Consider the following 26,060-nt stretch of genomic DNA (forward strand, 5'->3'; position numbering starts at 1 on the left):
CTCGCCATGCCGCCGATCCCACTGGATGGCAGGCGCGTCCTCGTCACGGGCATCGCCAACGACCGCGTAAAGGACAATCGCGAAGCTTGGCCAGCCTCTGTCATGCCGTGACATTGTCATGCTGCGACGTGGCTGGCATTCTGATGGCGATGATACCGTTCCTGGCGCATGAACCACGATCCTGCGAGCAGACCATTGCCGCTGCGGCGGTTGTTCGCGACGTTCTCGGCGGCGCCGCCTCAGCCGCGTATCTCTACGGATCGGCGGTCGCGGGCGGCCTGCGCCCGAACAGCGATCTCGACATCCTCGTCGTCACTGAGCGATCGCTGTCAAACAATGAGCGCGTCGCGATCATCCGTCAGCTTCTGCCGATCTCGGGAAGCACCGCCGTCGGCGGGCCGGGCCGCCCCATCGAACTCACCATCCTCGCCCGCCCGGCCCTGATCCCATGGCGCCACCCCGGCTGTCTTGAGCTTCAGTATGGCGAATGGATGCGCGCCGAGTTCGAGCGGGGCGGCATGCCCGAATGGCCGTGCCGGGATCCCGACGTCGCCGTCCTGATCGAGACGGCCCGCCGCGGAGCCCTGCCGCTCTTCGGCCCGCCCGTCGACTCTGTCCTCGACCCGGTGCCGCGCGCGGATCTCGTCCGGGCCATGATGGACATGGTGCCGATCCTGATTCCGGGCATCGAAGAGGGGGACGACAGACGAAACGGGCTGCTGACCCTGGCGCGAATTTGGACGACGCTCACGACCGGCGAAATCCTCCCGAAGGATCAGGCCGCCGATTGGGCGCTCGCGCGTCTGCCCGAGGAGCACCGGCGCGTTCTGGCGCACGCCCGGGCGGCCTATCTCGGCGGGGAGCGGGAGGATTGGAGCGATCTCGCGCCGGGGGTGCGACCGCATGTCGACCACGTCATCGCACGCATCCGGACCCTGACGGCTGGCACACCACCGGGGTGACGACGGATCGGCGGGCTGGCAGGGCGGAAGCGGACGCGCCATGACAACCCTCACAGCGGTCAGTAACCGGGCGGCGCAGTGACGGTGACGTAGGTGACGCTTCCGTCCACATAGCTGCGGTTGTACCAGGTTCCACCGCAGCCATAATAGCTGACGCCGCCGTACGGCACGACGGTGGGCGTGCAGGGAAGCACCGTCACGTAGTTGGGAGCCGCCGTGGCGGCACCGGCGATGTAGCCGGCGGTCGCTCCCACCGCAGCACCCGCAAGGGCCCAGCCCCAATCGTCATCATCGTCGTCATAATGATGACCATCCCAGTCGTTGGCGATGTTCTGCGCCGCGTAGGCCCGCGATTCCGTGCGTTCGGTCTGGCCTTGCTGGCGGGCTTCCGTGCGTTCGGTCTGGCCCTGCTGGCGCTGGCCCTGCCGCTCGGTCCGCTCCTGCTGGCCCGAAGTGCGCGTGTCGGCCCGGGCTTCCGTGCGCGTCTGCTTCGTCTCGGCGCGCTGCGCGGAACGCTCCGTAGCGCCGGACTGCCGGGACGCCGTCTGTGCGGAGGCCATCCGGTCGCTCGACCGCTGGGTGGCGCCGGCCTGACGAGCCCCCACTCCCGCCGTGGATCGTCCCGCCGAGGAACGTTGAGCGGAAAAGCCGCCACCCGCCGCCGGACCAGACCGGGAATACCCCCCTCCGCCCGCTCGGCCACCGCCGCCGCGACCTCCTCCGCCGCCGCGGGCATAGGCATCCGCGACCGATCCGGCCACCAGCAGCAGGGATGCGGCGATGGAAATGGCAATTCGTGAAGTTGGCGTGTTCATTTCGGCGCTCCTTCCGAACTGCCGGCCGCGTTGCGGCGGACACGGATCATGACCGGAATGCGTTCCGCGCCGTCCGGAGGATGGAAGGCGAGTTGCGCCGGCTGGAGGTCCGGGTTGAGGTTCCAGTCGGAGAATTCGGCCCGATATTGCGGTTCGCCCTCGTCACCCTTGTAGGTGATGGTCACGCGCTCCGGCAGAGGCGGGCCTTCGGTGGCGATCCATATCTGGAAGTCGACATCCTCGGTGCGCCCCGCCAGGTGATCGGTCGGCACCGCCGTGAGCATGTCCCGCTCCACATAGTCGAGCGTCTGAAGGCGTTGCTCCAGCTCGTCCGGCAGCGTGCTGACCAGCAGCAGCGCCAGCGGCAGCCGCACCCGAAGATCCTGAACCAGATAGCGTACGGCGTCGTCGATTGTGCCGGCCCGTTCGATCTGGGCATAGACGTTCTCGTCCGCGTTGAACACGGAGATCGCCTTGCCGTCGAACGTCACCAGCGACCGCTTCCCATCGCTTTCCTGCGCTTCGACCCGCAGCCCGTCGGGACGGTTCAGGGTGAGGGCGCGCCTCTCGCTGAACGTGATCTTCTCCCCCGTGTCCTGAACCACGTCGTAGCTGGCCCGGATGGTCACGGTGAAGCGCTGGGTCTGGGCGAGCGTGTCGGCCATGCGCGTCAGGACGGTCATCGCCTCGTCGTCGATTGCCGAATCTTCCGGCTCGTCCTGCTCGACCGCTTGCGGCGGACTGTCGGACGGTGGCGCCTCGGCCCCGAAGGCCGGCCCGACCAGGGCGAAACCGACCAGGGCGAAAACGCAGAGCACCGGGCACAGCGCCGACCGTATCAGCCACCTGGGTCCGTTCATCGATATCCCTCCTGCCCCGCCTCCTGCCCCGGACGCCGCGCCGGCGGCATTGATGAAAGGCCTGGAGTCATTGAGCCGCGTGGAGCGGAGCCATTGAAAGTAGCAACCACGGTCGATGCGGGCCGCTACGGTAACGCTGCCCCAAATTGCCGGTAGGTTGCCGGTGCGCCCGGAGCCGGTCGAGGCCCTGTTGGGCGGAACACGGTGATTGCGCCAAGTACGCTACCGTAACATCCATTACGGTAACCGAGACCGCGGAAGCCGTCCGATGCTTACGCTCGTCAACGGGCTGGGCGTGTCCTGAACAGTCGGGCCGACGGCAGGGATCAGCGAAGTCCAGGCTACTGTAGAATACTCGTCAGAGCCGGCGTCTCGGGCTACAGGACTTGGCTGTGGACAACAACGCACCACACCGGACAGCCCCAGATCCGCCCTTCAACTTCGCGCTCAGAAGACGGCGCCGGAGCATGCCGGGCAAAACAGGAGGACAGCATGAAGCGTCGTGCAACCTTGCCAACGGTCACCGCCACCGCAGTGGGCATCCTCTGCGGCGTACTCTTGGTGCCGGGCACCGTTCCGCACCCGGCGTCGGCGCAGGACAGGCCCGTTCTGACGAACGTCATTCCGGAAAGTGCCGCCGTCACGCTCCACGCGAAAATCACGGCCATCGATGCGTCCAAGCGGAAGGTCACGCTGGCCGGACGGTCGGGCACGCCGGTCACCGTCATGGCCGGGCCGGCGGTGCGATTGGAGATGCTGAAGGTGGGAGACACCGTCGACGCGCAGTTCTACCGCTCCGTGGCCTTCATGGTGTCCCAACCCGGTGCGCCCGTGCCCGAGGACGAGATCCAGCAGACGGTCGCGCGCTCGGTCGAGGCGCCGGGCGGCATCGGGGTGCAGGTGACACGGCTCAGCGGGCTGGTCGTCGGCATCGACCTTGGCGCGAACAGCATCGATCTCGTCAATCCCAACGGCGGCGAGGTCTACACCGTCAACGTGACGGACCCCGCCCGTCAGGCGAAGCTTCCCTCGCTGAAGGTCGGCGACACGATCACCGCCGTCGTCAGCGAAGCCCTCGCGGTGTCGATCGAGCCGGCGCGCAAGAGTTGGTTCTGAACGGCGATCCTCGCGAACGCAGTCGAAGGGCCGGGAGCCAAGAGCACGGGCGGAGGGCATGGGAGTGCACGCAAGCCAGGATGCCCGGCCGGTGGCGACGGGCGGCGCAGAAGCCCGCGGGATGAGGCGCCCGCCCCTTCCGGGGGGCTTGGTCGCCGTGCTCCTGTTGGCCTGGACGCTTCTTGCCGGGGGCTGCGCGACGGCGGTCAGCGTCGAGCGCGTGGACCACGGCACCGTCCATCAGCAACTCACGCACAACGTCCTGTCGGCGCACGCGCTCAGCGATCCGAGCCACAATGTGCTGCGCCGGTGGTCCCTGACGGACCGCTTTCTGACGCAGCCGGAGAAGGCCATGGCCGATCTCCGCGCGCTGGTCACTCAGGGGCATGGCGGCGCCGACGAGATCTTCACCTTGGCCGAGATGTCGTTCCTGCACGCCGAGGAGCGGGGAGGGCCGCCCTATTATCTGGCGTCCGCCCTCTACGCCTACGCGTTTCTCTTTCCGGGAGGACTGGACCAGCCGCCCAGCCCCTACGATCCCCGTTTCCGGCTGGCCACCGACCTGTACAACCGTGGCCTGACCTCCGGGCTGGCGACGGAGGACCGAACCGGCATCGCCATTCGGGAGGCCCACCACCCGCTGCCGTTCGGTGAGTTGGACGTGGCCTTCGATCCTCGGGAACTGGCGTGGGGCGGGCGCCAGCTGACCGGCTTCTTTCCGGTCGCCGAGCTGCAGGTTCACGGCCTCGACGCCCGTTATCGCCAACCCGGCATCGGCGCTCCCTTGGCGGCGGGGACCACGCAGGGCACCCTGGCGAAGGGCTTCCAGGTCGCCCCGCGCGTCAAGACGCCCGTGACCGCGCTGCTGCGCATCCCCGATCCCCGGCGCCAGATCATGGGCGGGCAGGTGCGCGCGCAACTCGAACTCTATCCCGCGTCGGAAACCGAAGCGGTGCTGATCGACCGCCAACCGGTGCCGCTGGAGGTCGAGCACACCGCCACGCTGGCCTACATGCTGGACGGCATGCCGGTCTGGGAATTCGAGTTCGGCGGCTTCCTGCGCGGCGGCCTGCTGGACAAGATGCCGTCCCGCCTCGTCGCGCTGGAACCATACCGGTCCGGCCGCATACCCGTCGTCTTCGTCCACGGGACGGCATCGAGCCCGGTGCGCTGGGCCGAGATGCTGAACGATCTGAAGAGCGACCCGCGCATCCGCGACCACTTCCAGTTCTGGTTCTTCAGCTACGAGACCGGCAATCCCGTTCCCTATTCCGCCCTGTTGCTGCGTGACGCGCTGCAGGAGGCGGTGTCCACCCTGGACCCGTCCGGGCGGGAACCGGCACTGCACGAGATGGTCGTCATCGGACACAGCCAGGGGGGGCTGCTGACCAAGATGGCGGCGGTGAACACCGGCGCACAGCTATGGAACGCGGCATTCCGCAAGCCGCCCGACCAGCTTCCGCTCGACCGGGAAACGCGCGATCTGCTGACACGCGCTCTGTTCGTGAAGCCCGTTCCGTCGGTCAAGCGCCTTGTCTTCATCGCCACGCCGCACGGCGGCAGCTATGTCGCCGGCAACCGGATCAGCCAATTCGTCGCGAGCCTGGTGCGATTGCCGGGGCGCATCCTGAGAGTGACCTCGGAGATCGGCCAGTTGGACAGCGCCAGCACCACGCTTGCCGGGCAAACAGGGTTTGGCAGCGTCCACGCCATGACCCCCGGCAGCCTGCTGGTCCAGACCCTGGCGCACATACCCATCGCCGAGGGGGTCAAGGCGCACTCGATCATCGCGGTGCGCGGCGACGGACCCGTCGAAACCGGCGACGATGGCGTCGTGGAATACAAAAGCGCCCATATCGCCGGGGTCGAATCCGAGTATGTCGTGCGTTCCGGGCACTCGACGCAGTCCGATCCGCGCACCATCGAGGAGGTGCGCCGCATCCTTCTCCTCCATTGGGATGAGTCCTGCACGAAACGCAACGCGTGCGGGCCGCCGGGCGCCAGCGCCCCACGCGTCGCGAGCCGGACCCGATGATGGCGGCTCCCATTATGGCGGGTCTGGCGAGCGCCGTTTCCGCTCTCATTCTGTCCGGTATCCTGCTGTGCTCCGCGTCTCTGCGGGCGGACGAGGCGCCATGGCTGCCCGTCTCGCAAGTCATGTCCGAGCTGGCCCGGAATCCGGATTTCGTGGAAGCCCTGTACCGGCGCCTGGGGCGCAATCCGAAGGCGGGCGGCATTCTGGGGCCGGATGAGATCAAGCGGCTGCGCGAGATGATTCTCGGCAAGGATTTCGAGGGGCTGGACCGGTTTCCCGGGCTGACCGTACAGGGAATGGGCCGGTCCGTGCGACTTGCTGGGGCGATGCTGGACCGTCCCAGCGACGATGACCTCCCACCGGAGCCCGCGCCGGCCGAGAAGGCGGTTGAGACGGCGGCCGAGGCGACGATCGACGAGGGGCTGGGCATTCCCGCCGCGGGCACCCCTCCGGCGCTGGATGCCTATCTGCGCCCTCTGGGTTTTGGGCTCGAAGCCGGCGATCGCGTCGATCCCGCGCTGGCCGAACGCTACGCCGATGGCCTGCGTCTGGCCGAACTGCTCAACCGCCTTTCCCTGAACGCGCCGGATGGCGGGCGACGCCACCGGGCCGTCCTTGACGGCCAATCGCTGGACACGCCCCGCGCCTTGGTGGAAGCGTTGGCGCGGAGCGGCCATGACGTGGAGGTTCGCGATTCACGGTATTTCGCCAATTTCGGCGACCTGATCTATCAGGGCCGCGACGTCCTGACGCCGTTCTGGATCGACACCCGACTGCCGGTCCCCGGGACGGACCGCAACCTTCTGGTTCCGGTCAGCCATTCCCAGCACGAACTCGTCGTCCGCGGCCCGGTGGTCAACGCGGATCTGTCCTTCTATTTCGGAATCGACGGCCAGGCCGTGTTCCGCCCGAGCGTGACTCGCGATCAGGCCTGGGTCATGGGCAGGGTGGCGCACCACTACCGTGGGGAGGAGGCGATGGAGGTGATCCGCCTCGCCGGCGTCATTGTGCGCGCCTACGACACGATCAAGCGGCGCCATCCGGAGTTGCCGTTCGGCGGCTACTACGCGCTGGGCGTCTGCAACGACGTGAACGCGATGATCGAGCTGCGCATGCGGGGCGAGACGACCCTATTCCCGCTGACGCTCGATCCGCAATTCTTCACGGACGAGGGTGAGATCGGCCGGCTTGCCGAGAGCCTGCCGTTGGACAGCCGGTGGCGGGGGGTGGCGGACCCGCGACGCATTCTGGGCTCCCTCCCCGTGGACGACCTCGCCGCGCTCCCCCTCCCCTCGCTGAGGGAGGATTTGGAGAAGGTCCGCACGGCGTGGGAGAGTGGTCGCCTCTCACGGCCGGGTGTCGGCGACGTCGCCCTTCTTGCCGTAGTGGCCGGACTTCTCGCCGCCGGCCTGTGGTCGGTTCGCCTGTGGCTCGTTCGGCGGCGGCGCTGACCCAAGGCGCTGACCAAAAGTGACCGTTCGGCCTCACTCCGTGGGCCACTGCAGCTCCGGAATGACCTTCAAGGGGTAGTTGGGGTTCTCGTAGCCGTCCGGGTCCTGGCGCTTGGGCAGCTTCACGGTTTCCCTGGGCAGCTCTTCGTAGGGGATGTGGTCGAGCATGTGGCGGATGATGTTCAGGCGCGCGCGCCTCTTGTCGTCCGACCGCGCGACGAACCACGGCGCCCAGGAGGTGTCGGTCTCCGCGAACATGTCGTCGCGGGCACGCGAATAGTCGTACCAGTGGCCGTAGGATTTCAAATCCATTGGCGACAGCTTCCAGACCTTCCGCCCATCGTTGATCCGTGCTTCAAGGCGGCGCGTCTGCTCTTTCGGGCTGACTTCGAGCCAGTATTTCAGCAGAACCACCCCGGACTCGATGATGGCCTTCTCCACGCTCGGGACGGCGTCGAGAAACCGCTTCGCCTGCTCCTCGGTGCAGAAGCCCATCACCCGCTCGACTCCGGCGCGGTTGTACCAGCTCCGGTCGAAGATGATGACTTCCCCGGCGGCGGGCAGGTGCGGGATGTAGCGCTGAATGTACATTTGCGACTTTTCACGTTCGGTCGGCGTGGGCAAGGCGACAACGCGGAACACGCGTGGGCTCACACGCTCGGTGATGGCCTTGATGGTTCCGCCCTTGCCGGCGGTGTCACGCCCCTCGAAGACGATGCAGACCTTCATACCTTTGTGAACAACCCATTGTTGCAGCTTCACCAGTTCGACATGAAGTTCCGCAAGCGCGCTTTCATAATCCCGCCGCTTGAGCTTTGGTTGCGCGCACTCCACGCGATGGGCGGTCTTCAGTTTCTTTGCCATGCTTCATCATCCTCGCGGACGGGTGTTGGGTGTGATCCGTGACGGGACTGGCGGTTCATTGGCAAAAACGGCGAACAGAAAACGTCGAACAGACTTGGCGGCAGCCAGGCCGATGGTCATACACCATCGATCCGGCTCTGGAGTTCGAGCAGAATTTCCTGCTCAAGATCCGCGATAAGAGCGCGGCACGCGGCGGTGCGTTTCGAGCGTCGCCCGCTGTTCGACGCCTCCCAACCCCGCAAAATCTCGACGGCCTCTCCGTAGTCTTCGCAGAGACTGCGAAAGAACCGGTTGTCAGCGCTGTGTTGTTTGATCATCTCCTCCAAATCCGGGAACCGCTCCACGACGTGCCGCAGCTTGTCCGACATGGGCGAGTCTCCCCGGTTCTGGAAGAGCGCCGGGGTGCCTGCCTTGTTCCGGACTTTGCTCTTGACCAACCTGCACCGGATCGTCCGCCGCCTTGAAGGGTGAAACGGTTGGCTTTGATACCGTAACAGGCAAAAAGAGCGGCTTTGTGCGCGTCACGAAAAAGGTAAGGACTACCATTCCGAAGGAAGTAATGAAGCCAGGGCGTGGGCGTGAAGCGGCTATACCGTCAGTGAGTGTTCCAGTCTCCATTTCTTAGGAATAAACTGCGCACTGCCCTTGTCCGGCATGGGTTTCTGCAATGATCGTACCCGCCGCTCATGCGTGGAAACTTGCTGTGCATTCGAACGAATTTTCTCGATGTTGTGTCGTGCGTCTCGTGATCATGACGTCTACAGCTTCCAGTGCCCGGCCCCAGCGCTTGGCTAATGTGGACCGTCCCGGCATGGACCGCATGGTGTAGCAACCCCTTGTCCTAAGGGCACGGCTGCCGGATGGACTTAACGGAAGGAGGGCGCTCGTGCTTCACGCCTCCGACGAACCGCAGGCCACTGATTTACCAGCCTCCGCCATCACGGCACCGCTCATCGATGCGGCGTTGGCGCGCGTGCTGGCCAGCCGCAGCCTGCGCGGGTCCGCCCGTGGCCGCCGCTTTCTGCAATTCATCGTGCAGGAGGCTCTGGCCGGGCGCGCCAACCGCATCAAGGCCTACACCATCGCCATGGACGTGTTCGACCGCGACGCCAGCTTCGACCCGCTGCTCGACCCGGTGGTCCGCATCCAGGCCGGCCGCCTTCGGCGCGCCCTGGAGCATTATTATCTGACCGAAGGCGCCACCGACCCCCTGCGCATCGCCATTCCCAAGGGCGGCTACGTCCCCCAGTTCTCCCTGGTGCCGGTCACGGCCGGGGCCGACCTTCCGGACGAAGCCTCCGGTCCGGCATCCGTGCCAACCCGTGCGAGGCTGACCCTGCCCCGCGCGTCGCTGATCCTCGGACGCCGCATCGACCGTCCGTTCCGCTGGCTGGCCGCCGCGGCCACAGTCATGAGTCTGGCCCTCTTGCTTCTGGCCCTGGCCGGTCTGGAACTCTTCGCCGGGTGGCGCGGCGTTGCTCCCGACCCGTCGAGGAGCGCCCTGGAGCGCGCAACGGCGCCGGCCGCGCCACAACGCGCGGCGCGCGGTCCGGCCCTGCTGGTCCTGCCGTTCACCAACGGCTCCGGCGATCCGACACTCGACCTCGTCGCCGACGGCATCACCGAGGACCTCGTCGCGGCGCTTGTCCGCTTCGACGATTTTCTGGTCTTCGGCGCCGACACCAGCTTCCGCTACCCTTCGGCGCCGGCGCTGCGCGAGGCCGTGCCGACCACCCGTGTCGACTATCTGCTGAAGGGCAGCGTCGCTCAAACCGGTGACTACATCCAAGTGACGGCCACGCTGATCGCGGCCAAGGACCATCGCTACCTGTGGTCGGACAGCTTCCGTCGCGCGGTCACGCCGACCAGGCTGCTGGACCTGCGCCATGACATCGCCGTTCAGGTCACCCGCACCCTGGCGCAATCGGACGGCGTGATCGAGCGCGCGGAGGCGCGGTTGAACGAACAGCACGCGCCGCAGGATCTGTCGTCCTACGCCTGCCTTCTGCGCACCCGCCAGTATTGGCGCCAGCTCAGCGTCGCCCTCCATGCCGAGGTGCGGGATTGCCTCGAACGGACGACCAGGAGCGACCCCGGCTATCCGGAGGCCTGGGCGGCGCTCGCCATGATCACCATCGACGAAGCCCGGCTCGGCTTCAACCCCAGTCCGGCCCGGCCCAACCCGATCGATGACGGGCTGCGGTTGGCCGAGCGCGCGGTGGCGCTGGCTCCGGACAGCGCGTTGTCCCATCAGGCGCTCGGGCTTGCCTGGTGGCTGCGCCGCGAGCCGCAGCGAAGCATCGCCGCGTACGAGCAGGCGCTCGCGCTCAACCCGAACGACAGCGCGATCCTCGCCGACCTTGGGCGCTGCTACAGCTTGACCGGCGAGTGGGAGCGCGGAATTCCGCTGATCCGCGAGGCCTTCACGCGCAACCCGGCGCAGCCGAGCTGGTACCGCATCGTGATCGCCACCTATCATTATGTGAATGGTCGCTACGACGATGCGCTCGACGAGATGCGGCGGGCCAATCTGGGGCGCGAGGTCATTCTCGGTCACGTCGCGCTGGCGATGATACACGGCCAGACCGGAAACCGGGCCGAGGCGACGAAGGCGGTCTCCGAGATCCTGCGGCTCGACCCGAACTTCCCGATCAAGGCGATTTCCGAATTCGAACGCCGCAACATCCACCCGGACATCATCGCCCGGATCGTCGACGGCTTGCGCAAGGCCGGACTTGCCATTCCACCGCCGCAGATGGCCGACGGCGAGAGGCTTTGAGTGCCGTAATGCGACGCGGTGTTACCGTAGCATTCCTGAAAGCGACCGTACGCTGCCTCTGAAACGGCGCCGGCTTGCGGTCCCATACCAGGACGAAGCAGAGCATCCCGGTCTGAAGGGGGGGGCGGCCATGGCCGTGAAGGTTCGAATGGCATTCACATTGATAATGGCGCTGGCGGTCCCCCCGCACATTGCGGCAACCGCGGCGACGGCGTCCATGGAACATGCACGCGACGCCCGGATCTTCGAACTTCTCGACGACGATGAGGACGGCCGTGTCTCCATGATGGAATTCAAGAACAACCAAATGTTGGTGTTCTATATTCTTGACCGCAACAAGGATCTCGTTCTGACCACCGACGAAACATTTCTACCCGCCGATGTCTTCACGAGCATCGCCGGAGCCGACGGCAAGATAGACACCCTTGAGTTTCTTGACATCGTCGATGCGGCTTTCAAACAGGCGGACACCAATCACGACGAACTGCTGGACCGGCAGGAATTCGCCGCGCTGCTGAGTCGTGTCCGGAGCCAATGAGTGACGAGACTGTCCGTGAGTGGAAACAGCCGGCGGGAATTCCAGGCATTGAGCGCCATGGAGGCCGGTTGCGCCGTCATCAGCCGCGCCGTCGTCAGTTGCCGAACTGGGATTGCCGGTATCGAGCGGCGCCGGTCACGTCCTACCGCTCCCAGGCGCGGACGATGGCGTCGATGGTGCCGTTCCGCTTGAGCTTCTCGTAGGCCGCCTGCAACCGCTCGGCCTTCTCCGCCCGCAGTTTGGGGACGGATATGTAACGCGGCACCATGGCCAAAGGTTTGGGCAGGATCTTGACCGCACTTGCCCGGCCCTCGCTCTCGGCAAGGTACTTGAGCACCTGCAAATCGCCTGCGATGGCATCGACGCGGCCGAGAAGCAGGCGCCGGAAGGACACGACGTTGCTGCTGCTGCGGACCTTTTCGAACAGGGACGATCTGTCGAACTCGGGGGTGTACTCGAAGCCCTCGACGACGCCGATCCGCAACCCCTGCAGGTCGTCGATCCGCGTGTAGGTGATCTCCGAATTGCTGCGGACCATGAGCACGGTCGCACCGACGCGATAGGGTCCGACCAGATGACCACGCTCCAGACGGCGCGGTGACGTGAAGAACTGGAAGGCGACGTCCACCTCGTTCTCATCGTGCGCACGCACCACCTCCGGCCAAGCCATGGGGCGGTGAACCGGGTAGACGCCGATGTCCTTCAGCATGGCATCGACGATCTCCGTGTCCATTCCCGTGCGCTTGCCGCGCTCGGTGAAATTGTACGGCGGGAAATAGTCCTCGGAGGCAACCGTCCAGTTCTCCGCGCGCGCCGGAACCACGGCCATAAGCAGGGCCAGAACCAAGGCGGCGACGAGCAATCGCGCCACAGTCGCCAAACACACGCGCACCGTCGTCCTCATCAACCCTCTCCGCTCACATCCGGACATCGCCTGTCGCCGGGCACCGCGTACAGGGCAATCCGGTCGTCCTCAACGGGAAAAGAGCGGGCGGGTGTGATATCGCATCGGAGACGGCGCTCAAGGCTTCCTGCCGGGTGCGGAGGGGACCGGCTCCGTCCGCAAACGGGGGAACCGGTCCCACTCACTCAACCGAGGCCGGTCAGGCGGCGGCGCGCAAGCGCATCGCCCCGACCAGATCCTCGATGCTCACCACCGGCATGCCGTGGCGCTCGGCGAAAGCCACCAGTTCGGGCAGGCGGGCCATGGTGCCGTCGGGGTTCATCACCTCGCACAGCACCCCCGCTGGACGGCGCCCGGCTAGGGTGGTCAGCTCGATGGTCGCCTCGGTATGGCCGCGCCGCGCCACCAGCCCGTCGGCGTGCGCGCGGATCGGGAAGACGTGGCCCGGCCGGGCGAGGTCCTCCGGCCGGCAGCCGTCGGCGATGGCGGTGCGGATGGTGGTCACCCGGTCGGCCGCCGACACGCCCGTGGACACGCCTTCCCGCGCCTCGATGGAGACGGTGAAGGCGGTGCCGAAGCGCGCGGTGTTGCTGCCGACCATGGGTGGCAGGTCGAGGCGGCGCGCGTCGGCGTCGGTCAGGATCAGGCAGACGATCCCCGACCCTTCGCGGATCAGCAGGGCCATCTGTTCGGCGGTGATGGTTTCGGCGGCGTAGATCACGTCGCCTTCGTTCTCGCGGTCCTCGTCATCCACGACGACGACCCCGCCGCCCTTGCGGATGGCCTCCACGGCGCGCATCACCCGCTCCTCGGCGGTGCCGAAGCGGTCGAGAAAGCCGGTGGCGGACGCGGTGGAAAGCGGTTTGCCGACAAAGGTCTGATTCATGGTTCTCACTCCGGTTGGGGCGAGCCTGAATCAGGGCGCAAAGAGACATCCGGCGGCGCACGGGATGCCCCGCGCGGACCGCCGTCGCAGGCCAGCGCACGCGGGCCGCGCCCCACGCCATGCGCAGCGGGCGGACCACGGTCGATGACCGGCTCGTCCTCTTCCATCCGGACTGTCACCGTCGGCTCCGGCCTTGAACCGGATCTGCTGACCTCCCGGCCTGACGGCCGGGAGCGCTCGCGGGCTCCCCCTCTTGCGAGGGGCTACCGCCGGTCGGGATTTTCACCCTGCCCTGAGAACAAGCGTCTGTTGCGCCGCCCCTGGATGGGGACGGCCCCGCCAGCGTCCCCCAGCGGGCCGGGCAAAGTCAAGACCGCTTCGCCCCGCCGACCGGCCCCTCGGTCCGGCGCAGCAGGTAGTCCAGCCCGCCCAGCCGGTACCAGCGGTAGCCGTAGGGCTCCAGCACCAGGCGATGCCGCCCGTCCTCCTCGGGGTCGTTGTGGTCCTCGGCCAGCAGATTGACCAGCCGCGGCGATTCCCCCGTGCCATCGACGGCCAACGCGACCTCGTGGGGACGGTCGTCGAGGTTGTGGACGACGAGCACGGAGTTGTTGCGCCAGTCGTAGCGGATCGCCAGCACCGCGTTCGACCCGGAGGGCAGCACCTGATAGTCGCCCCAGCCGATTTCCGGGCATTCCTTGCGCATGCGGATGATGCGCTCGGTCCAGTTCAGCAGGGCCGACGGCTCGCGGCGTTGGTGGGCGGCGTTGATCCGCTCATAGCCGTAGGCGCCACCGCTGATGACCGGGTGGACGGGGTCGTCCGCCTTGGTGAAGCCGCCTTGCGGCTCGTCCGACCACTGCATGGGGGTGCGGGCGCACTCGCGCTCCGGCAGGGACAGGTCGTCGCCCATGCCGATCTCGTCGCCGTAGCGCAGCACAGGCGTGCCGGGCAGCGTGAACAGCAGGCTGTAGGCCAGCTCCAGCCAGCGCCGGTCGCCGCGCAGCATCGGGGCCAGCCGGCGCCGGATGCCGCGGTCGTAGAGTTGCATGTCCTTGTCCGGCCCGAACGCGTCGAAGACGCGCTTGCGCTGCGCCTCGGTCAGGCGACCGAGGTCCAACTCGTCGTGGTTGCGCAGGAACAGGCCCCACTGGTTGGTGCTGGGGCGCGGCACCCGGGTGACGTCCAGGGCCTTGGCCAGCGGCCGCGTGTCCGCCGTCGCCAGCGCGTAGAACAGGGTCTGGTTGACCTGGAAATTGAAGACCATGTGCATGCGGTCGCCGTCGTCGCCGAAATACTCCTGGTCGATGTCCGGCAGCACGTTGGCCTCCGCGAGCAGCACGGCGTCGCCGCACCGCCACTGCACGAACTCCCGGAAGGTGCGGAGCATGTCGAACTGCTGCTTGGGCTTCTTCACCTCCGGCCCCTTGGTCGCGATGACGAAGGGCACGGCGTCCATGCGGAAGCCCGACACGCCCAGCTCGATCCAGAAGCCCATCACCTTCAGCAGTTCGGCCTGCACCTCCGGGTTGGTGGTGTTCAGGTCCGGCTGGAACTCGTAGAAGCGGTGGAAGTAGTAGGCGCGGGCCTCCTTGTCCCAGCTCCAGGTCGTCTTCTGCACGCCGGGAAAGACGACGCCCTGGTCGGCGTCGGCCGGCTTCTTGTCCGACCACACGTACCAGTCCCGGTAGGGGGACTCCGGGTCCTTGCGCGCCGCCTGGAACCAGGGATGCTGGTCCGAGGTGTGATTGACCACGAGATCGATGATGACGCGGATGCCGCGCTGTTTGCAGGCGTGGCTGAACTCCACGAAGTCGCCCAGCGTGCCGTAGCGCGGATCGACGTTGTAGTAATCGGAAACGTCATAGCCGTGGTCCCGCATCGGCGACGGCTGGAACGGCCCCAGCCAGACGCAGGTCACGCCCAGCCCCTGCAGATAGTCCAGCCGGCGCTGCAAGCCCTGGAAATCGCCGACGCCGTCGCCGTTGGCGTCCATGAAGCTGCCGACCGACAGGTTGTAGATGACCGCGTTCTTGTACCAGAGATCCTTGATCATGGCCCGCCCCGCCTTGGACGCGGCGCCCGCCGCCGCTCGTCCTAGGCCCTAACAGGGCCGACCGGCCGAGGTCCCGCCACCCCGCCGCGCCAACCGTAAGGGGGTGTCCTACGCCCTTAGGAAAAAGGTTAATGTATAGTTAAGGTCACAAGAAAGCCTTCTATCTTGCCCGCATGATGTCCCCCAAGACGCACAGAACCAGGGGAATCGTGCCATGAAGCGTGCCATGCGCCAGACCGCCGCCCAGAACGGCACCGCCCAGAACATCGCCAATCAGGGCGGCACCGGCCAGACCACCACGACGCAGGCCGTCAGCTACGCCTACGGGAACAACGCCGGTGCCCTGGCGGCGGCTCCCGCGGCGCCGGTTCCCACCAGCTTCGCCCCGGTGACCATCAACTACGCGGAAACGCGGGCGGACGGCGGCTTCGGCTGGGACGTGAAGTACGACCTCGCCTTCGATGGCACGGCCTTCACCGTGCAAACCCGCATCCATCTGACCGGCGACGACGCCGGCGCGCTGAAGCAGGTCTGGGAGCAGGGGATCGAAGGGATCTGGGGCGACAAGTACAGCCTGTCGGACGGCACCAGCAGCTATGCCATCCGCTTCGACGTGCAGTTCGTGTCGGCCGGGAACCAGCATTACAACGTGAACGTCAGCAACAGCTACGGGCGCTGCGACATGCTGAACTGGTGCACCCAGACCGACTGGGGTCCCGATTACCAGGACGAGCTGGCGGCCCATGAGTTCGGGCACATGATCGGCGCCTTCGACGAGTATGCGGGCGGAGCCACCTACGGCAACTTCGCCGCCACCGGCACCATCATGTCGGACCTGACCCCGACGCTGCGTCCCAATTACATGAACTCCATCGACTATTACGCCGAGCAGTTCACCGGCAAGACTTTCCAGATCGTCGAGATCCCGAAGAACCTGACGCTGACCGGCAACACATGGGCCGACAGCCTCTATGGCGGAGCGGGCAACGACACGCTGAGCGGGCTCAGCGGCAACGACCAGCTGTTCGGAGGTGCCGGCAACGACCTTCTGTGGGGCGACGCCGGAAACGACACGCTGCGCGGACAGGCCGGCAACGACGCGCTCCATGGCGGCTCGGGCGCCGACCTGCTGATGGGGGACGAGGGGAACGACACGCTGTGGGGCGATGCCGGCAACGACACGCTGTGGGGCGGCTCGGGGGCGGACCTGTTCGTCTTCACGCGCGGCGGCGGTCAGGACCGCATCGCCGATTTCAGCCGCACGCAGAACGACCGCATCCAGATCGCCTCCAACATGACCTACCGGCTGGGATCGGACGGCAGCGGCAGCGCCCTGCTCGACTTCGGCGGCGGCGACCGGTTGACCCTGGCCGGCATCGCTCCGAACCAGCTCACCTCGGCCTTCTTCACCTACGGCTGAGGCAGCCCGTAACGCAGGAACTGGACACGGGTGTCGCCGTAACGGCGCTCGTCCAGCTCCGCGAAGCCGGGCGGCAGGGGCAGCGGATCGCGCCCGGCGACCTCGACCACCAGGATGGCACCGGGGGCCAGCCAGCCGGCCTTCGCCAGCCCGGCCAGCGCCCGCGGCGCCAGATCCTGGCCGTAGGGCGGGTCGAGGAAGCCCAGCGTGCAGGAGCGGCTTGGCGGAGGCGGCGGGCGGGTGGCGTCGGCGCGCAGGACCGCGGCGTTCGCCCCCTCCCCCAACGCCGCGACGTTGGCCCGCACGGCCTCCAAGGCGGCGCGGCCCAGGTCGAGGAAGCTGGCGTGGGCGGCCCCGCGGGACAGCGACTCCAGCCCCAGGGCGCCGGTTCCGCAGAAGGCGTCCACGACGACGGCGCCCTCCAGCAGGTCGGCGCCGTCCGGCCCCCAGTCGGCGTGGGACAGGATGTTGAACAGGGATTCACGGGTGCGGTCGGTGGTCGGCCGCGTGTCGCTCCCCCCCGGGGCGGCCAGCCGCCGCCCGCGGTGCTTACCGCCGACGATCCGCACGGGTCCGCTCCGGCCCCCGGCCACCGCCCTCGGAAGACGCGCCACCGCCGCCGCGCGGCTTCGGCCCCGGCTTCCCGCCGCCGGGCTTTCCGCCCTTCAGCGTCAGCGTGCCGGGCTTGCCCGCCGGCTTGCCGTCCGGTTTGTTGGAAGCGGGCTTGGCGGAGGCGGGCTTGGCGGACGCGTAGCCGCCCGAGGCCGGCTTGGCCGGGCCCCGCCGGTCGGACGCGGCCTTCGGCTCCGCCTTGGCCCAGCCGGCCTTGGCGTCGCGCGGCTTGGATGCCTTCGCCGGAGCGGCGGAACGGCCCTTGGCGCCTTCGACGCCGGCACTCTCAGTCTTGGCAGTCTTGGCGGCAGAGGACTTACCGGCACCCTTGGCCTTGCCATCCTCCGCCGGATCGGCGCCGGTGAAGAATCGGGACACCTGCTCGCGCACGACGCGCTTCGGCACCTCCTCGACGGCGCTCTCCTCCAGCTTGCCGAGCTGGAAGGGGCCGTAGGCGACGCGGATCAGCCGGTTCACCTGGAGGTCCAGCGCCTCCATCACCTTGCGGATCTCGCGGTTCTTGCCTTCCTTCAGGCTGACGGTCAGCCAGGCGTTGCGGCCCTGGATGCGGTCCAGAACGGCTTCGATGGGACCGTACTTCACCCCCTCGATGGTCGGTCCCTTCGCCAGCTCGGCCAGCTTCACCTCGTTCACCTCGCCGAAGACGCGCACGCGGTAGCGGCGGGTCCAGCCGGTGGCCGGCAGTTCCAGGAAGCGGGCCAGCTCGCCGTCGTTGGTCAGCAGCAGCAGCCCTTCGGTCGTCAGGTCGAGCCGACCGACCGAGATGACGCGCGGCATGTCCGACGGCAGCCGTTCGAAGACGGTGGTGCGTCCCTTCTCGTCGCGGGCGGTGGTGACCAGCCCGGACGGCTTGTAATAGCGCCACAGCCGCGCCGGCTCCGGCTCGGGGATGACCTTGCCGTCCACCTGCACGACGTCGCCGGACCGCACGACGCAGGCCGGGCTATCCAGGGTCGTGCCGTTGACGGCCACGCGGCCGTCGGTGATCCAGCGCTCGGCGTCGCGGCGCGAGCACAGGCCCGCGCGCGCCAGCCGCTTGGCGATGCGCTCGCCGGCATCGGGCTCGCCCGCGTCCGCATCGGCGGCGCCGGGCATGGCTTTGGAATGTTCGAAATCGGGGGTGTCCATGGGCACGGACCATAGGGCTTGCAAGCCCCGCCCGCAACCCACGGCACGGGGTCCCCGGCGTTATTCTTCGAGGCGGAAGCCGACCTTCATCACCACCTGGAAGTGGGCGACCTTTCCACCGCTGACGTGGCCGCGGATCTCGCCCACCTCGAACCAGTCGACGTTCTTCAGCGTCTTGGACGCCCGCTCGATGCCGTTGCGGATGGCGTCGTCGATGGTGGTCTCGGCGGTGCCGACGATTTCCACCTTCTTGTAGACATGGTTGCTCATGGATGTCCTCCCTGTTCCGTCCGATGCTTAACAACGCCGGAGGGCGTTCCGCGGCTTGACGAAAACAGGGAGCGCCGGGCAGGGTGCCCCGCATGAGCCGCCCCCCCTCCCCCATGGACATCGCCTTCGACGAGGCCGAAGCCGCCGCATCCCGCGGGGAGGTGCCGGTGGGTGCGGTCGTGGTCGATCCGGCGACCGGCGCCGTGCTGGCTCGCGCCGGCAACCGGACCGAGGAGCTGAACGACCCCACCGCCCACGCCGAGGTGCTGGCGATCCGCGCCGCCTGCGCCGCTCTGGGCGAGCCGCGCCTGCCGGGGCTGGACCTGTATGTGACGCTGGAACCCTGCGCGCTGTGCGCCGCTGCAATCAGCTTCGCCCGGCTGCGCCGGATCTACTTCGGCGCCTACGACCCCAAGGGCGGCGGGGTGGAGCACGGCCCCCGTTTCTACCACCAGCCGACCTGCCACCACGCCCCGGACGTCTACGGCGGCATCGACGAGACGCGGGCGGGGGCGATGCTGCGGGCGTTCTTCAGAGATCGCCGCCCCGGTTGAGTACCGGGGCGGCGTTTCGTCACTCCGGCCGGGACAGGCTGGCCACCGCCGCCTGACTCCATGCGTCCTCGCACTCGCGGACCAGCGGGCCCCGCATCGCGCGGCAGCGCTCCACCACCGCCCCGGCCTCCGGCATACGTCCGGCCTCGACCAGCAGCCGGATGCGGAGCGGATAGCCCCGCTCGCCCCCGCCGAAACGCCGTTCCTTGGCGTCGAGGGCGGCCAGCGCCTGGGACGCACGGCCGGCGGCCCGGTGCTCGGCGATCAGCAGGTCGAACGCCTCCAGCGGGGCAGACGCGCTTTTGACGGCGATTTCGAGGTCCTTCACCGCGAGATCCGGACGGTTCTGCTTCGTATGGAGCCGATAGTAGGTCATCCGCAGATAGGGATCGGACTCGAAGCCTCCCTTGGCGACCTCCTTCAAGGCGGCCTCCGCCTCGGTGAGACGCTCCTTCGCGATCAGGCTGTCCGCACGCTGCACCAGGACGCTGCGCGACAGCGCCTTCAGAGCCGAACCCTGGAACACGGCTTTCTCGTAACCCACCGTGTTCTTGTCGCGGGCCGCGCTCTCGAACAGTTGCTCGCGGACCGCATAATCGCTCAGATCCGCAAACCGCTGTTCCGCGGAATTGTGACCCACCCGCAGTTGCTTGCCGATCTCCCCCAGGATCTTGGCCGGGCCGGCCGACAGCTCCTTGAAGGCGGCGTTGATGCCCGCGCTGTACTGCCCCGACGCCATCAGGGCATTGATCTGGTCCTCAAGATTCTTGCGCTCCTCCTCGGCCTTGGCGCTCTGCTTGCGCGCATCGTCGGCGAAACGCTCCATCACGACCTGGAAGACGTTGGTGTTGTAACCGGCCTTCTCCAGAAGATCGAAACCAAGGAGATCGGCCTCGTCTTCCTGCTGGCGAGCCCAGGACGGGTGCGCCACGATGTCCTGGAAGGCGCGATAGGATGTGTAGATCAGCGTCGCGTTCCTGGCCATCTCCGGATTGGAGCGGGGAGCCGCGGACAGCAGCGCCCCCATCCCCGTGTCCTCGACCGTTTTCTGAGCAGCGTGCTCGCGGTCGGCGTCCATGTGATTGAGCAGAAGGTGTGACACCTCGTGAGCCAGGATGAAGGCGAGTTCGTCCTCATTCTCGGAGTTCACGAACACCCCCTGCGAGATCAGGATGGTGTTCGCCGGAACGGCCTCCGCCACATAGGCGGGGTTGTTGGTCACGACGATGGTGACGGACGGCTTGGCGTGGGGCCACGCCTTGAGGAGACGTGCCAGGACCTGGTTCGCGTAACGCTGCAGCGGTTCCGCTCCCGCCAGCTCACGCGTGCCCGGCGGAAGCGGGTCACGGCCGTCGAGCGACCGCGCCGACGCTCCCGACGGCTTCTGCAGCGATGCGGCGAGAGCCGCCATGGAGCCGCCCCCGGCGTCCGGAAGACGCCGCTGCTCCGCGACCTCGACGAACCGCGCGGGAACGGATTCATAGGTTCGCTTGCCGCTGAGTTCCGTGGTCAGCGTGTCGAGCGACTTGCATCCACCGGCGAGCAAGGTCAGGCCGAGCAGAACGGGAACGAGCGGGCGGCGCAAGGCGGTGTTCACTTGCATTCGGAGGCGCCTCGCGACGAATAGGTCGTTCCACTGACCCGCTGGGCCGTCTGGCATTCGGTGAGCACCTGGGCCTTGGCCGACACCTGCACCTGGAACGGGCTGAGCCACACCTCCTGTCCGCCCGCGTTCACCTTCACGTAGCGGGTGTTGCGGTTGTAATCGGCCGCATCGAAGGGAACCGATGGGAAGGCTTCCTTGGGCAACTCCCCCCTCTTGCCGCCCTTTTCATCGAAGACGGCGACCTTGCCCCCCGGTCCGGACATGATCTTTTCAATCTTCACCTTATCTTGCGCCATCGCTGACGCCGCGAATGAGCACAGAGCAAGCAAGGCCACAGCGGAGATCCTGATCACGCCATTCCTCCTTCAATTCGGGGTTTTGCCATTTTGGGATTTTTCCTGCGCTTCCAGCAGGCGAAGCTCTTGGAATCGCTTGGCAAGCACAATGCGGGCCGGGCCGGCGATCGCAGCGCCCGCGACGGCAACGCCAATCCAGTTGGCCGGCTCCAAGTCGTGCAACCACACAAGGCAGGCCGAGAGAACGAGGCCGAGAAGCGAACCGGCCCCCATGAGCAGCAGGGTCCACAGCACGGCGGACAGCAACGTCCGAGGGGCGATCAGATTGCCGATCCTACGGGCCGCGAAAGCGAAGGCCGCCATGGCGATCAGTTCCACCAGCACCGACAGGTCAAGATCGCCAAGCCCGAGCTTGCTCCACTCCTTCATGAATCCGGCGCCGCGAACGATCAGGTTGTCGATCGCCATGGCGTGCAGAAACATCCCCGGAACGATGCCGTACACCGGGGAGGGGCCGACATCCTGGACTCCGGAGAACATGGCCCCCACCACGACGATCCGGCCGGCCAGTATGGCCGACACGGCCTCAAGGTTGACGTCCTTCGCCGATTCCGGCGCCGTCAGCCACTCCGCCCGGATCACCGGATGGTAGGCGCACCCCGCCGGCGCGGTGGACAGCGCACCGCTCTCGAACGGCGTCAGGGTTCGGATCACATTGCCGAGCACATCCGCAACAGACCCGTCGGGACAGCCCGCCGCAAGCTGCCGATGGTCGGGGTGCATGGCCTCCGCCCCGGCCGGCCGGACGCGCCCCCATTCGATGGTCAGGGCTATGTTCCTGAAGGCGTCCTGGTTGGCCATGGGGTCGTTCTTGCCGCCTTTGCACGCGGCGTCTTGCCCGCAATGCTCAATGTAGGCCGCCAGCGCCGCCGACAGTCGCGGCGAACCGCAGTAATTTTCAGCAAACAAGTCGACATGGGACGCGCCGTCGCGGATAAGAGGATGGACCTCCAGCCTCACCGCATCGCGCAGTTCCTGGAGGTTCTGCCGTCCGGCCGTGGCGCATCCCGACTCATCCTGCTGGCTGCTTCGCGCCACCGTCATGAAGACGGGAAAATCATCCATCTCCTTGACAAGACGGCCCAGGCCATCCGGATCTCCAACCCTGTTCCTGTCGATGATCATCAGATCCAGAAGGATGCTTTCGGCGCCGGCTTTCTTGATCTCTTCGATCAGGCGCGCGTAGAAATCGAACGACGGCGGATAAGACTCGCCGCTGGCGGCAAGCGTTTGGTCGTCGATCTGGACGACGGCGATTTTTTTCTGACCCTTGTCGGGATAGAAGCTGGCGGCAAGCCGCCGATAGGCATCCAGCGATGTCCGACCGCTGGAACCGTTGATATCCAACGGGTTGAGGACGGCCGCCAGAACGACCAGAAGCGGTACGAGCGAGAGCTTGAGCAATCGATCGCCCAGCCGTCGCCACCCGGCGCAGTGCGTGGGCAGGCGAGCGACGAGGCGTTGCCAAATATCGGCCACGGCCGGCAAACGATTCTTCGCATCAGGAGCCGGCATGACAGCGACTCTGAGTCCTCAACAAAATGGCCGGCCAGCCTCATCCGCAAGGGAAGCAAAGCTGGAGTCTTTGCAATTTTATCGAGATGACGGCGAAGAACAATATTAATTTTGAATTAGTTTTTGCTCGTCATGCATATCTTGGAATGCAATCCACCAGCGGACACGCGCGAGGCATAGGCTGCTCACCGCCCGCTCCCAACCGCGACGGGGAGGCGGAACGAGCGCACGCGCAAAGACGGAGGAGCGTCGCCGCCCCTCCGCGCTCGGACTTCGTCAGATTTGCGCGGTCAGCGCGCCACCGCCCGCCAGCCGATGTCGCGGCGGCAGAAGCCGTCCGGCCAATCCAGAGCGTCGACACCCTGATACGCGCGCTTCTGCGCCTCGGCCACGGTCGGCGCCTTGGCGGTCACGCCCAGAACGCGCCCGCCGGTGGACAGCACCCGCCCACCGTCCGCCAGCTTCGTGCCGGCGTGGAAGACGGTCACGCCCTCCACCGCGTTGGCGGCGGCGAAACCCTTGATCTCCGTGTTCTTCACGTAGTCGCCGGGATAGCCGTTCGCCGCCATGACGACGCACAGCGCCGTCTCGTCGTGCCAGCGCAGGTCGATGTTCTTCAACTGGCCGTCCGCCGCCGCGATCAAGGCGGCCAGCGCGTCGGACTTCAGGCGCATCATCAGTGTCTGACATTCCGGGTCGCCGAAGCGGACGTTGAACTCCAGCGTCTTCGGCACCGGGTTGCCGGCGGCGTCCTTGCCGATCATCAGGCCGGCGAACAGCACGCCCTTGAAGGGACGTCCCTCCGCCGCCATGCCCTTGACGGTCGGCTCGACGATCTCGCGCATCACGCGGGCTTGGAGGTCCGGAGTCAGTGCCGGGGCCGGGGAATAGGCGCCCATGCCGCCGGTGTTCGGGCCGGTGTCGCCGTCGCCCACCGCCTTGTGGTCCTGGGCCGAGGCCAGCGGCAGCGCCGATTCGCCGTCGCACAGCGCGAAGAAGCTGACCTCCTCGCCGTCCAGGAACTCCTCGACCACCACCTCAGCCCCGGCGGCGCCGAAGCGGCCCTCGACCAGAGCCTCGTCGATGGCGGCGAAGGCCTCCTCCTGGGTGCGGGCGACGGTCACGCCCTTGCCGGCGGCCAGCCCGTCGGCCTTGACCACGATGGGGGCGCCGTTCTTGCGGACGAAGTCCTTGGCGGCCTCGACGTCCCTGAAGCGGCCATAGGCGGCGGTCGGCACGCCGTACTTGGCCAAAATGTCCTTCATGAAGCCCTTGGATCCCTCAAGCTCCGCCGCCGCGGCGCTGGGGCCGAAAGCCTTGATGCCGAGGGCGGTCAGCTTGTCGACGAGGCCGAGCACCAGCGGCCCCTCCGGGCCGACGACCACGAAGTCGATGGCCTTTTCCTGGGCGAAGCGGACCAGGGCGTCCACATCCTCCGCGCCGATGGCGACGCATTCGGCCACGTCCGCGATGCCAGCGTTGCCCGGCGCGCAGTAGAGCGTGTCGCACAGCGGCGAGTTCTGAATGGCCCAGCACAGCGCATGCTCGCGCCCACCCGACCCGACCACCAGGACTTTCATGGCACCTCGTCCTTCCACGCTTGTTGCCGACACCGCGCCTTGTATCATGGTGCCGCCATGACTCAAGACCTTGATATGACCTCTCCGCTGATCGCCCCCGAGCCGCGCCCCGGCTCGAACCTGCCGGAATTCTCGGTGGGCGACCTCGCCCGGCGCCTGAAGCGCAGCATCGAGGAGGAGTTCGGCTTCGTCCGCGTACGCGGCGAGATCTCCCAGCCCAAGCGCCACAGTTCCGGCCACTGCTACCTCCGCCTGAAGGACGACACGGCGGTGATCGAGGCGGTGTGCTGGCGCGGCACCGCGTCGAAGCTGGCCGTCCAGCCGGCGGAGGGGCTGGAGGTCATCGTCACCGGGCGCATGACGACCTACCCCGGCCGCTCGCAATACCAGCTCATCATCGAGTCGATGGAGCTGGCCGGCGAGGGCGCCCTGCTGAAGATGCTGGAGGAGCGCAAGAAGCGCCTCGCGGCGGAGGGGCTGTTCGACGCCGGGCGCAAGAAGCCCATTCCCTTCCTGCCCGACGTGATCGGCGTCGTCACCTCGCCCACCGGGGCGGTCATCCGCGACATCCTGCACCGGCTGCACGACCGCTTCCCGCGCCGGGTCCTGCTCTGGCCGGTCGCCGTGCAGGGGGAGCGGGCGGCGGCGGAGGTCACCGCGGCGATCGAGGGCTTCAACCGCATCCCGCCCGGCGGCCCGGTGCCGCGCCCGGATCTGCTGATCGTGGCGCGCGGCGGCGGCTCGCTGGAGGACCTGATGGCCTTCAACGAGGAGAACGTCGTCCGCGCGGCGGCGGCCAGCCGCATCCCGCTGATCTCGGCGGTGGGGCACGAGACCGACACCACCCTGATCGACTTCGCGTCCGACCGCCGCGCCCCCACCCCCACGGCGGCGGCGGAGATGGCGGTGCCGGTGCGGGCGGAGCTGCTCGCCCAGGTGCTGGACGACGAGCGGCGCATGGTCGGCGCCGCCACCCGCCTGCTGGCCGAACGGCGGACACGGGTGGAGGGGCTGGCCCGTGGGCTCGGCGACCCGCGCGCCCTGCTGGAAAGCCACGCCCAGCGGCTGGACGACCGGGCGGAGCGGCTGGCGCTGGCCGCCGCCGCCCTGCTCGACCGCCGCCGCACCCGGCTGAACGAGCTGGGCGCCGCGTTGCGCCACCCGCGCGAGAAGCTGGCCGAGGCCGGGCAGCGGCTGGCGTCGGAGTCCCGCGCGCTCGACGGCGCGCTGCGCCACGCCGTTGTCGCCGCGCGCGGCCAGTATGAACGGGTGGCCGGGCGACTGACGCTCGGCCCGATCCGCGTGAAGTTCGGCGACGGCAGCCGGCGGCTGTCCGACCTGACGCCGCGTCTGGACCGCAGCTACGGCAAGGCGGTGGAGGAACGCGCGGCCAAGCTGGCGGCGGTGGGGCAGCTTCTGGAAAGCTATTCCTACAAGGGCGTCCTGGAGCGCGGCTTCGCCCTGGTGCAGTCCGGCGACGGCAAGCCGCTGACCAGGGCCGCCCAGGCCACGCCGGGTCTGGCGGTGTCGCTGGTCTTCGCCGATGGCCAAGCCGCCGCGACGGTGGACGGCGGGCCGCGGGTGGATGCACCGCCCACCGCGCCGGAGCCGAAGCCCAAGGCCGCCAAGGCCAAGCCCGAGCCAAAGAAGCCGCAGCGCCCACCGGTTCAGGGGAGTCTTTTCTGAGGAGGGTGACCCTGCCCCCACCCTAACCCTCCCCCGCTATCGCAGG

At 67.6% G+C, this 26,060-nt stretch carries 23 protein-coding genes and 1 riboswitch; of the genes, 9 read left to right on the forward strand and 14 right to left on the reverse strand.

Features of this window, described 5'->3' with window-relative positions; genetic code table 11:
* Positions 1 to 86: 86 nt before the first annotated feature.
* Positions 87 to 962, forward strand: coding sequence for an aminoglycoside adenylyltransferase family protein (locus tag H1Q64_RS01810; protein WP_237904146.1), 876 nt, complete (start codon positions 87 to 89; stop codon positions 960 to 962).
* Between the two features lie 59 nt (positions 963 to 1,021).
* On the opposite strand, the gene H1Q64_RS01815 is transcribed toward H1Q64_RS01810, so the two are convergent.
* Both H1Q64_RS01815 and H1Q64_RS01820 read right to left on the reverse strand, forming a co-directional pair.
* The gene (locus H1Q64_RS01815; protein ID WP_237904147.1) at positions 1,022 to 1,522 is read right to left on the reverse strand and encodes a hypothetical protein; all 501 of its coding nucleotides are present in this window, start codon (positions 1,520 to 1,522) and stop codon (positions 1,022 to 1,024) included.
* Between the two features lie 251 nt (positions 1,523 to 1,773).
* Complete coding sequence (locus H1Q64_RS01820) at positions 1,774 to 2,637, reverse strand: DUF2092 domain-containing protein (protein ID WP_237904148.1); 864 nt, start codon at positions 2,635 to 2,637, stop codon at positions 1,774 to 1,776.
* 492 nt (positions 2,638 to 3,129) lie between these two features.
* Between H1Q64_RS01820 and H1Q64_RS01825 the strand changes: the two genes are divergently transcribed.
* From H1Q64_RS01825 to H1Q64_RS01835, 3 genes are all read left to right on the forward strand, one after another.
* On the forward strand, positions 3,130 to 3,753 hold the full coding sequence (locus H1Q64_RS01825) for a hypothetical protein (RefSeq protein ID WP_237904149.1): 624 nt from the start codon (positions 3,130 to 3,132) through the stop codon (positions 3,751 to 3,753).
* A 121-nt stretch (positions 3,754 to 3,874) separates the two neighbouring features.
* Positions 3,875 to 5,788, forward strand: coding sequence for an esterase/lipase family protein (locus H1Q64_RS01830; RefSeq protein ID WP_237904150.1), 1,914 nt, complete (start codon positions 3,875 to 3,877; stop codon positions 5,786 to 5,788).
* 14 nt (positions 5,789 to 5,802) lie between these two features.
* Positions 5,803 to 7,239, forward strand: a complete 1,437-nt coding sequence (locus tag H1Q64_RS01835; RefSeq protein ID WP_237904151.1) for a hypothetical protein — start codon at positions 5,803 to 5,805, stop codon at positions 7,237 to 7,239.
* A 33-nt stretch (positions 7,240 to 7,272) separates the two neighbouring features.
* Here H1Q64_RS01835 and ppk2 read toward each other — a convergent pair whose 3' ends face one another.
* Together ppk2 and H1Q64_RS01845 are read right to left on the reverse strand one after the other, a co-directional pair.
* Positions 7,273 to 8,103, reverse strand: coding sequence for a polyphosphate kinase 2 (gene ppk2, locus H1Q64_RS01840; RefSeq protein ID WP_237904152.1), 831 nt, complete (start codon positions 8,101 to 8,103; stop codon positions 7,273 to 7,275).
* Positions 8,104 to 8,219: 116 nt separating this feature from the next.
* Positions 8,220 to 8,471 (reverse strand): hypothetical protein, encoded by a 252-nt coding sequence (locus tag H1Q64_RS01845; protein ID WP_014239554.1) that lies wholly within the window; start codon positions 8,469 to 8,471, stop codon positions 8,220 to 8,222.
* Positions 8,472 to 8,989: 518 nt separating this feature from the next.
* Between H1Q64_RS01845 and H1Q64_RS01850 the strand changes: the two genes are divergently transcribed.
* Entirely contained in the window at positions 8,990 to 10,882 is a 1,893-nt protein-coding gene (locus H1Q64_RS01850; protein ID WP_237904153.1) for a tetratricopeptide repeat protein, read from the forward strand.
* 130 nt (positions 10,883 to 11,012) lie between these two features.
* Positions 11,013 to 11,420 carry a hypothetical protein gene (locus H1Q64_RS01855; RefSeq protein WP_237904154.1) on the forward strand — a complete coding sequence of 136 codons (408 nt, stop codon included), beginning with the start codon at positions 11,013 to 11,015 and terminating at the stop codon, positions 11,418 to 11,420.
* Between the two features lie 142 nt (positions 11,421 to 11,562).
* On the opposite strand, the gene H1Q64_RS01860 is transcribed toward H1Q64_RS01855, so the two are convergent.
* The 3 genes from H1Q64_RS01860 to H1Q64_RS01870 all read right to left on the reverse strand — a co-directional run bounded on the left by H1Q64_RS01860 (position 11,563) and on the right by H1Q64_RS01870 (position 15,266).
* Positions 11,563 to 12,324: a substrate-binding periplasmic protein gene (locus tag H1Q64_RS01860; protein ID WP_237904155.1), complete on the reverse strand. Its 762-nt coding sequence runs from the start codon at positions 12,322 to 12,324 to the stop codon at positions 11,563 to 11,565.
* A gap of 199 nt (positions 12,325 to 12,523) precedes the next feature.
* Complete coding sequence (ribB, locus tag H1Q64_RS01865; protein ID WP_419468827.1) at positions 12,524 to 13,123, reverse strand: 3,4-dihydroxy-2-butanone-4-phosphate synthase; 600 nt, start codon at positions 13,121 to 13,123, stop codon at positions 12,524 to 12,526.
* 238 nt (positions 13,124 to 13,361) lie between these two features.
* Positions 13,362 to 13,514, reverse strand: a riboswitch (FMN riboswitch).
* 63 nt (positions 13,515 to 13,577) lie between these two features.
* Positions 13,578 to 15,266 carry an alpha-amylase family protein gene (locus H1Q64_RS01870; RefSeq protein ID WP_237904157.1) on the reverse strand — a complete coding sequence of 563 codons (1,689 nt, stop codon included), beginning with the start codon at positions 15,264 to 15,266 and terminating at the stop codon, positions 13,578 to 13,580.
* Positions 15,267 to 15,480: 214 nt separating this feature from the next.
* On the opposite strand from H1Q64_RS01870, the gene H1Q64_RS01875 reads away from it, so the two are divergent.
* Positions 15,481 to 16,686: a calcium-binding protein gene (locus H1Q64_RS01875; protein WP_237904158.1), complete on the forward strand. Its 1,206-nt coding sequence runs from the start codon at positions 15,481 to 15,483 to the stop codon at positions 16,684 to 16,686.
* Here H1Q64_RS01875 and rsmD read toward each other — a convergent pair.
* Genes rsmD through H1Q64_RS01890 form a run of 3 tightly spaced genes read right to left on the reverse strand, consistent with a single transcriptional unit; the run spans position 16,677 to position 18,717 of the window.
* Positions 16,677 to 17,255 carry a 16S rRNA (guanine(966)-N(2))-methyltransferase RsmD gene (gene rsmD / locus H1Q64_RS01880; RefSeq protein ID WP_237904159.1) on the reverse strand — a complete coding sequence of 193 codons (579 nt, stop codon included), beginning with the start codon at positions 17,253 to 17,255 and terminating at the stop codon, positions 16,677 to 16,679. The genes H1Q64_RS01875 and rsmD overlap by 10 nt on opposite strands.
* Positions 17,236 to 18,447 (reverse strand): pseudouridine synthase, encoded by a 1,212-nt coding sequence (locus H1Q64_RS33955; protein ID WP_330874503.1) that lies wholly within the window; start codon positions 18,445 to 18,447, stop codon positions 17,236 to 17,238. The genes rsmD and H1Q64_RS33955 overlap by 20 nt, the downstream gene beginning before the upstream one ends.
* A gap of 60 nt (positions 18,448 to 18,507) precedes the next feature.
* Entirely contained in the window at positions 18,508 to 18,717 is a 210-nt protein-coding gene (locus H1Q64_RS01890; RefSeq protein WP_014239544.1) for a dodecin, read from the reverse strand.
* Positions 18,718 to 18,830: 113 nt separating this feature from the next.
* On the opposite strand from H1Q64_RS01890, the gene H1Q64_RS01895 reads away from it, so the two are divergent.
* Positions 18,831 to 19,271, forward strand: a complete 441-nt coding sequence (locus H1Q64_RS01895; protein ID WP_237904898.1) for a nucleoside deaminase — start codon at positions 18,831 to 18,833, stop codon at positions 19,269 to 19,271.
* 19 nt (positions 19,272 to 19,290) lie between these two features.
* On the opposite strand, the gene H1Q64_RS01900 is transcribed toward H1Q64_RS01895, so the two are convergent.
* The 4 genes from H1Q64_RS01900 to purD all read right to left on the reverse strand — a co-directional run bounded on the left by H1Q64_RS01900 (position 19,291) and on the right by purD (position 24,328).
* Positions 19,291 to 20,874, reverse strand: coding sequence for a M48 family metalloprotease (locus tag H1Q64_RS01900; protein WP_237904160.1), 1,584 nt, complete (start codon positions 20,872 to 20,874; stop codon positions 19,291 to 19,293).
* Positions 20,865 to 21,230: a hypothetical protein gene (locus tag H1Q64_RS01905; protein ID WP_237904161.1), complete on the reverse strand. Its 366-nt coding sequence runs from the start codon at positions 21,228 to 21,230 to the stop codon at positions 20,865 to 20,867. The genes H1Q64_RS01900 and H1Q64_RS01905 overlap by 10 nt, the downstream gene beginning before the upstream one ends.
* A 12-nt stretch (positions 21,231 to 21,242) precedes the next feature.
* Positions 21,243 to 22,748: a CHASE2 domain-containing protein gene (locus H1Q64_RS01910; RefSeq protein WP_237904162.1), complete on the reverse strand. Its 1,506-nt coding sequence runs from the start codon at positions 22,746 to 22,748 to the stop codon at positions 21,243 to 21,245.
* A gap of 290 nt (positions 22,749 to 23,038) precedes the next feature.
* Positions 23,039 to 24,328, reverse strand: coding sequence for a phosphoribosylamine--glycine ligase (gene purD, locus H1Q64_RS01915; protein WP_237904163.1), 1,290 nt, complete (start codon positions 24,326 to 24,328; stop codon positions 23,039 to 23,041).
* A 75-nt stretch (positions 24,329 to 24,403) separates the two neighbouring features.
* Between purD and xseA the strand changes: the two genes are divergently transcribed.
* Positions 24,404 to 26,014 carry an exodeoxyribonuclease VII large subunit gene (xseA, locus tag H1Q64_RS01920; RefSeq protein WP_237904164.1) on the forward strand — a complete coding sequence of 537 codons (1,611 nt, stop codon included), beginning with the start codon at positions 24,404 to 24,406 and terminating at the stop codon, positions 26,012 to 26,014.
* Positions 26,015 to 26,060 lie beyond the last annotated feature (46 nt).

Source organism: Azospirillum brasilense (assembly GCF_022023855.1).
Taxonomy (GTDB): domain Bacteria; phylum Pseudomonadota; class Alphaproteobacteria; order Azospirillales; family Azospirillaceae; genus Azospirillum; species Azospirillum brasilense_F.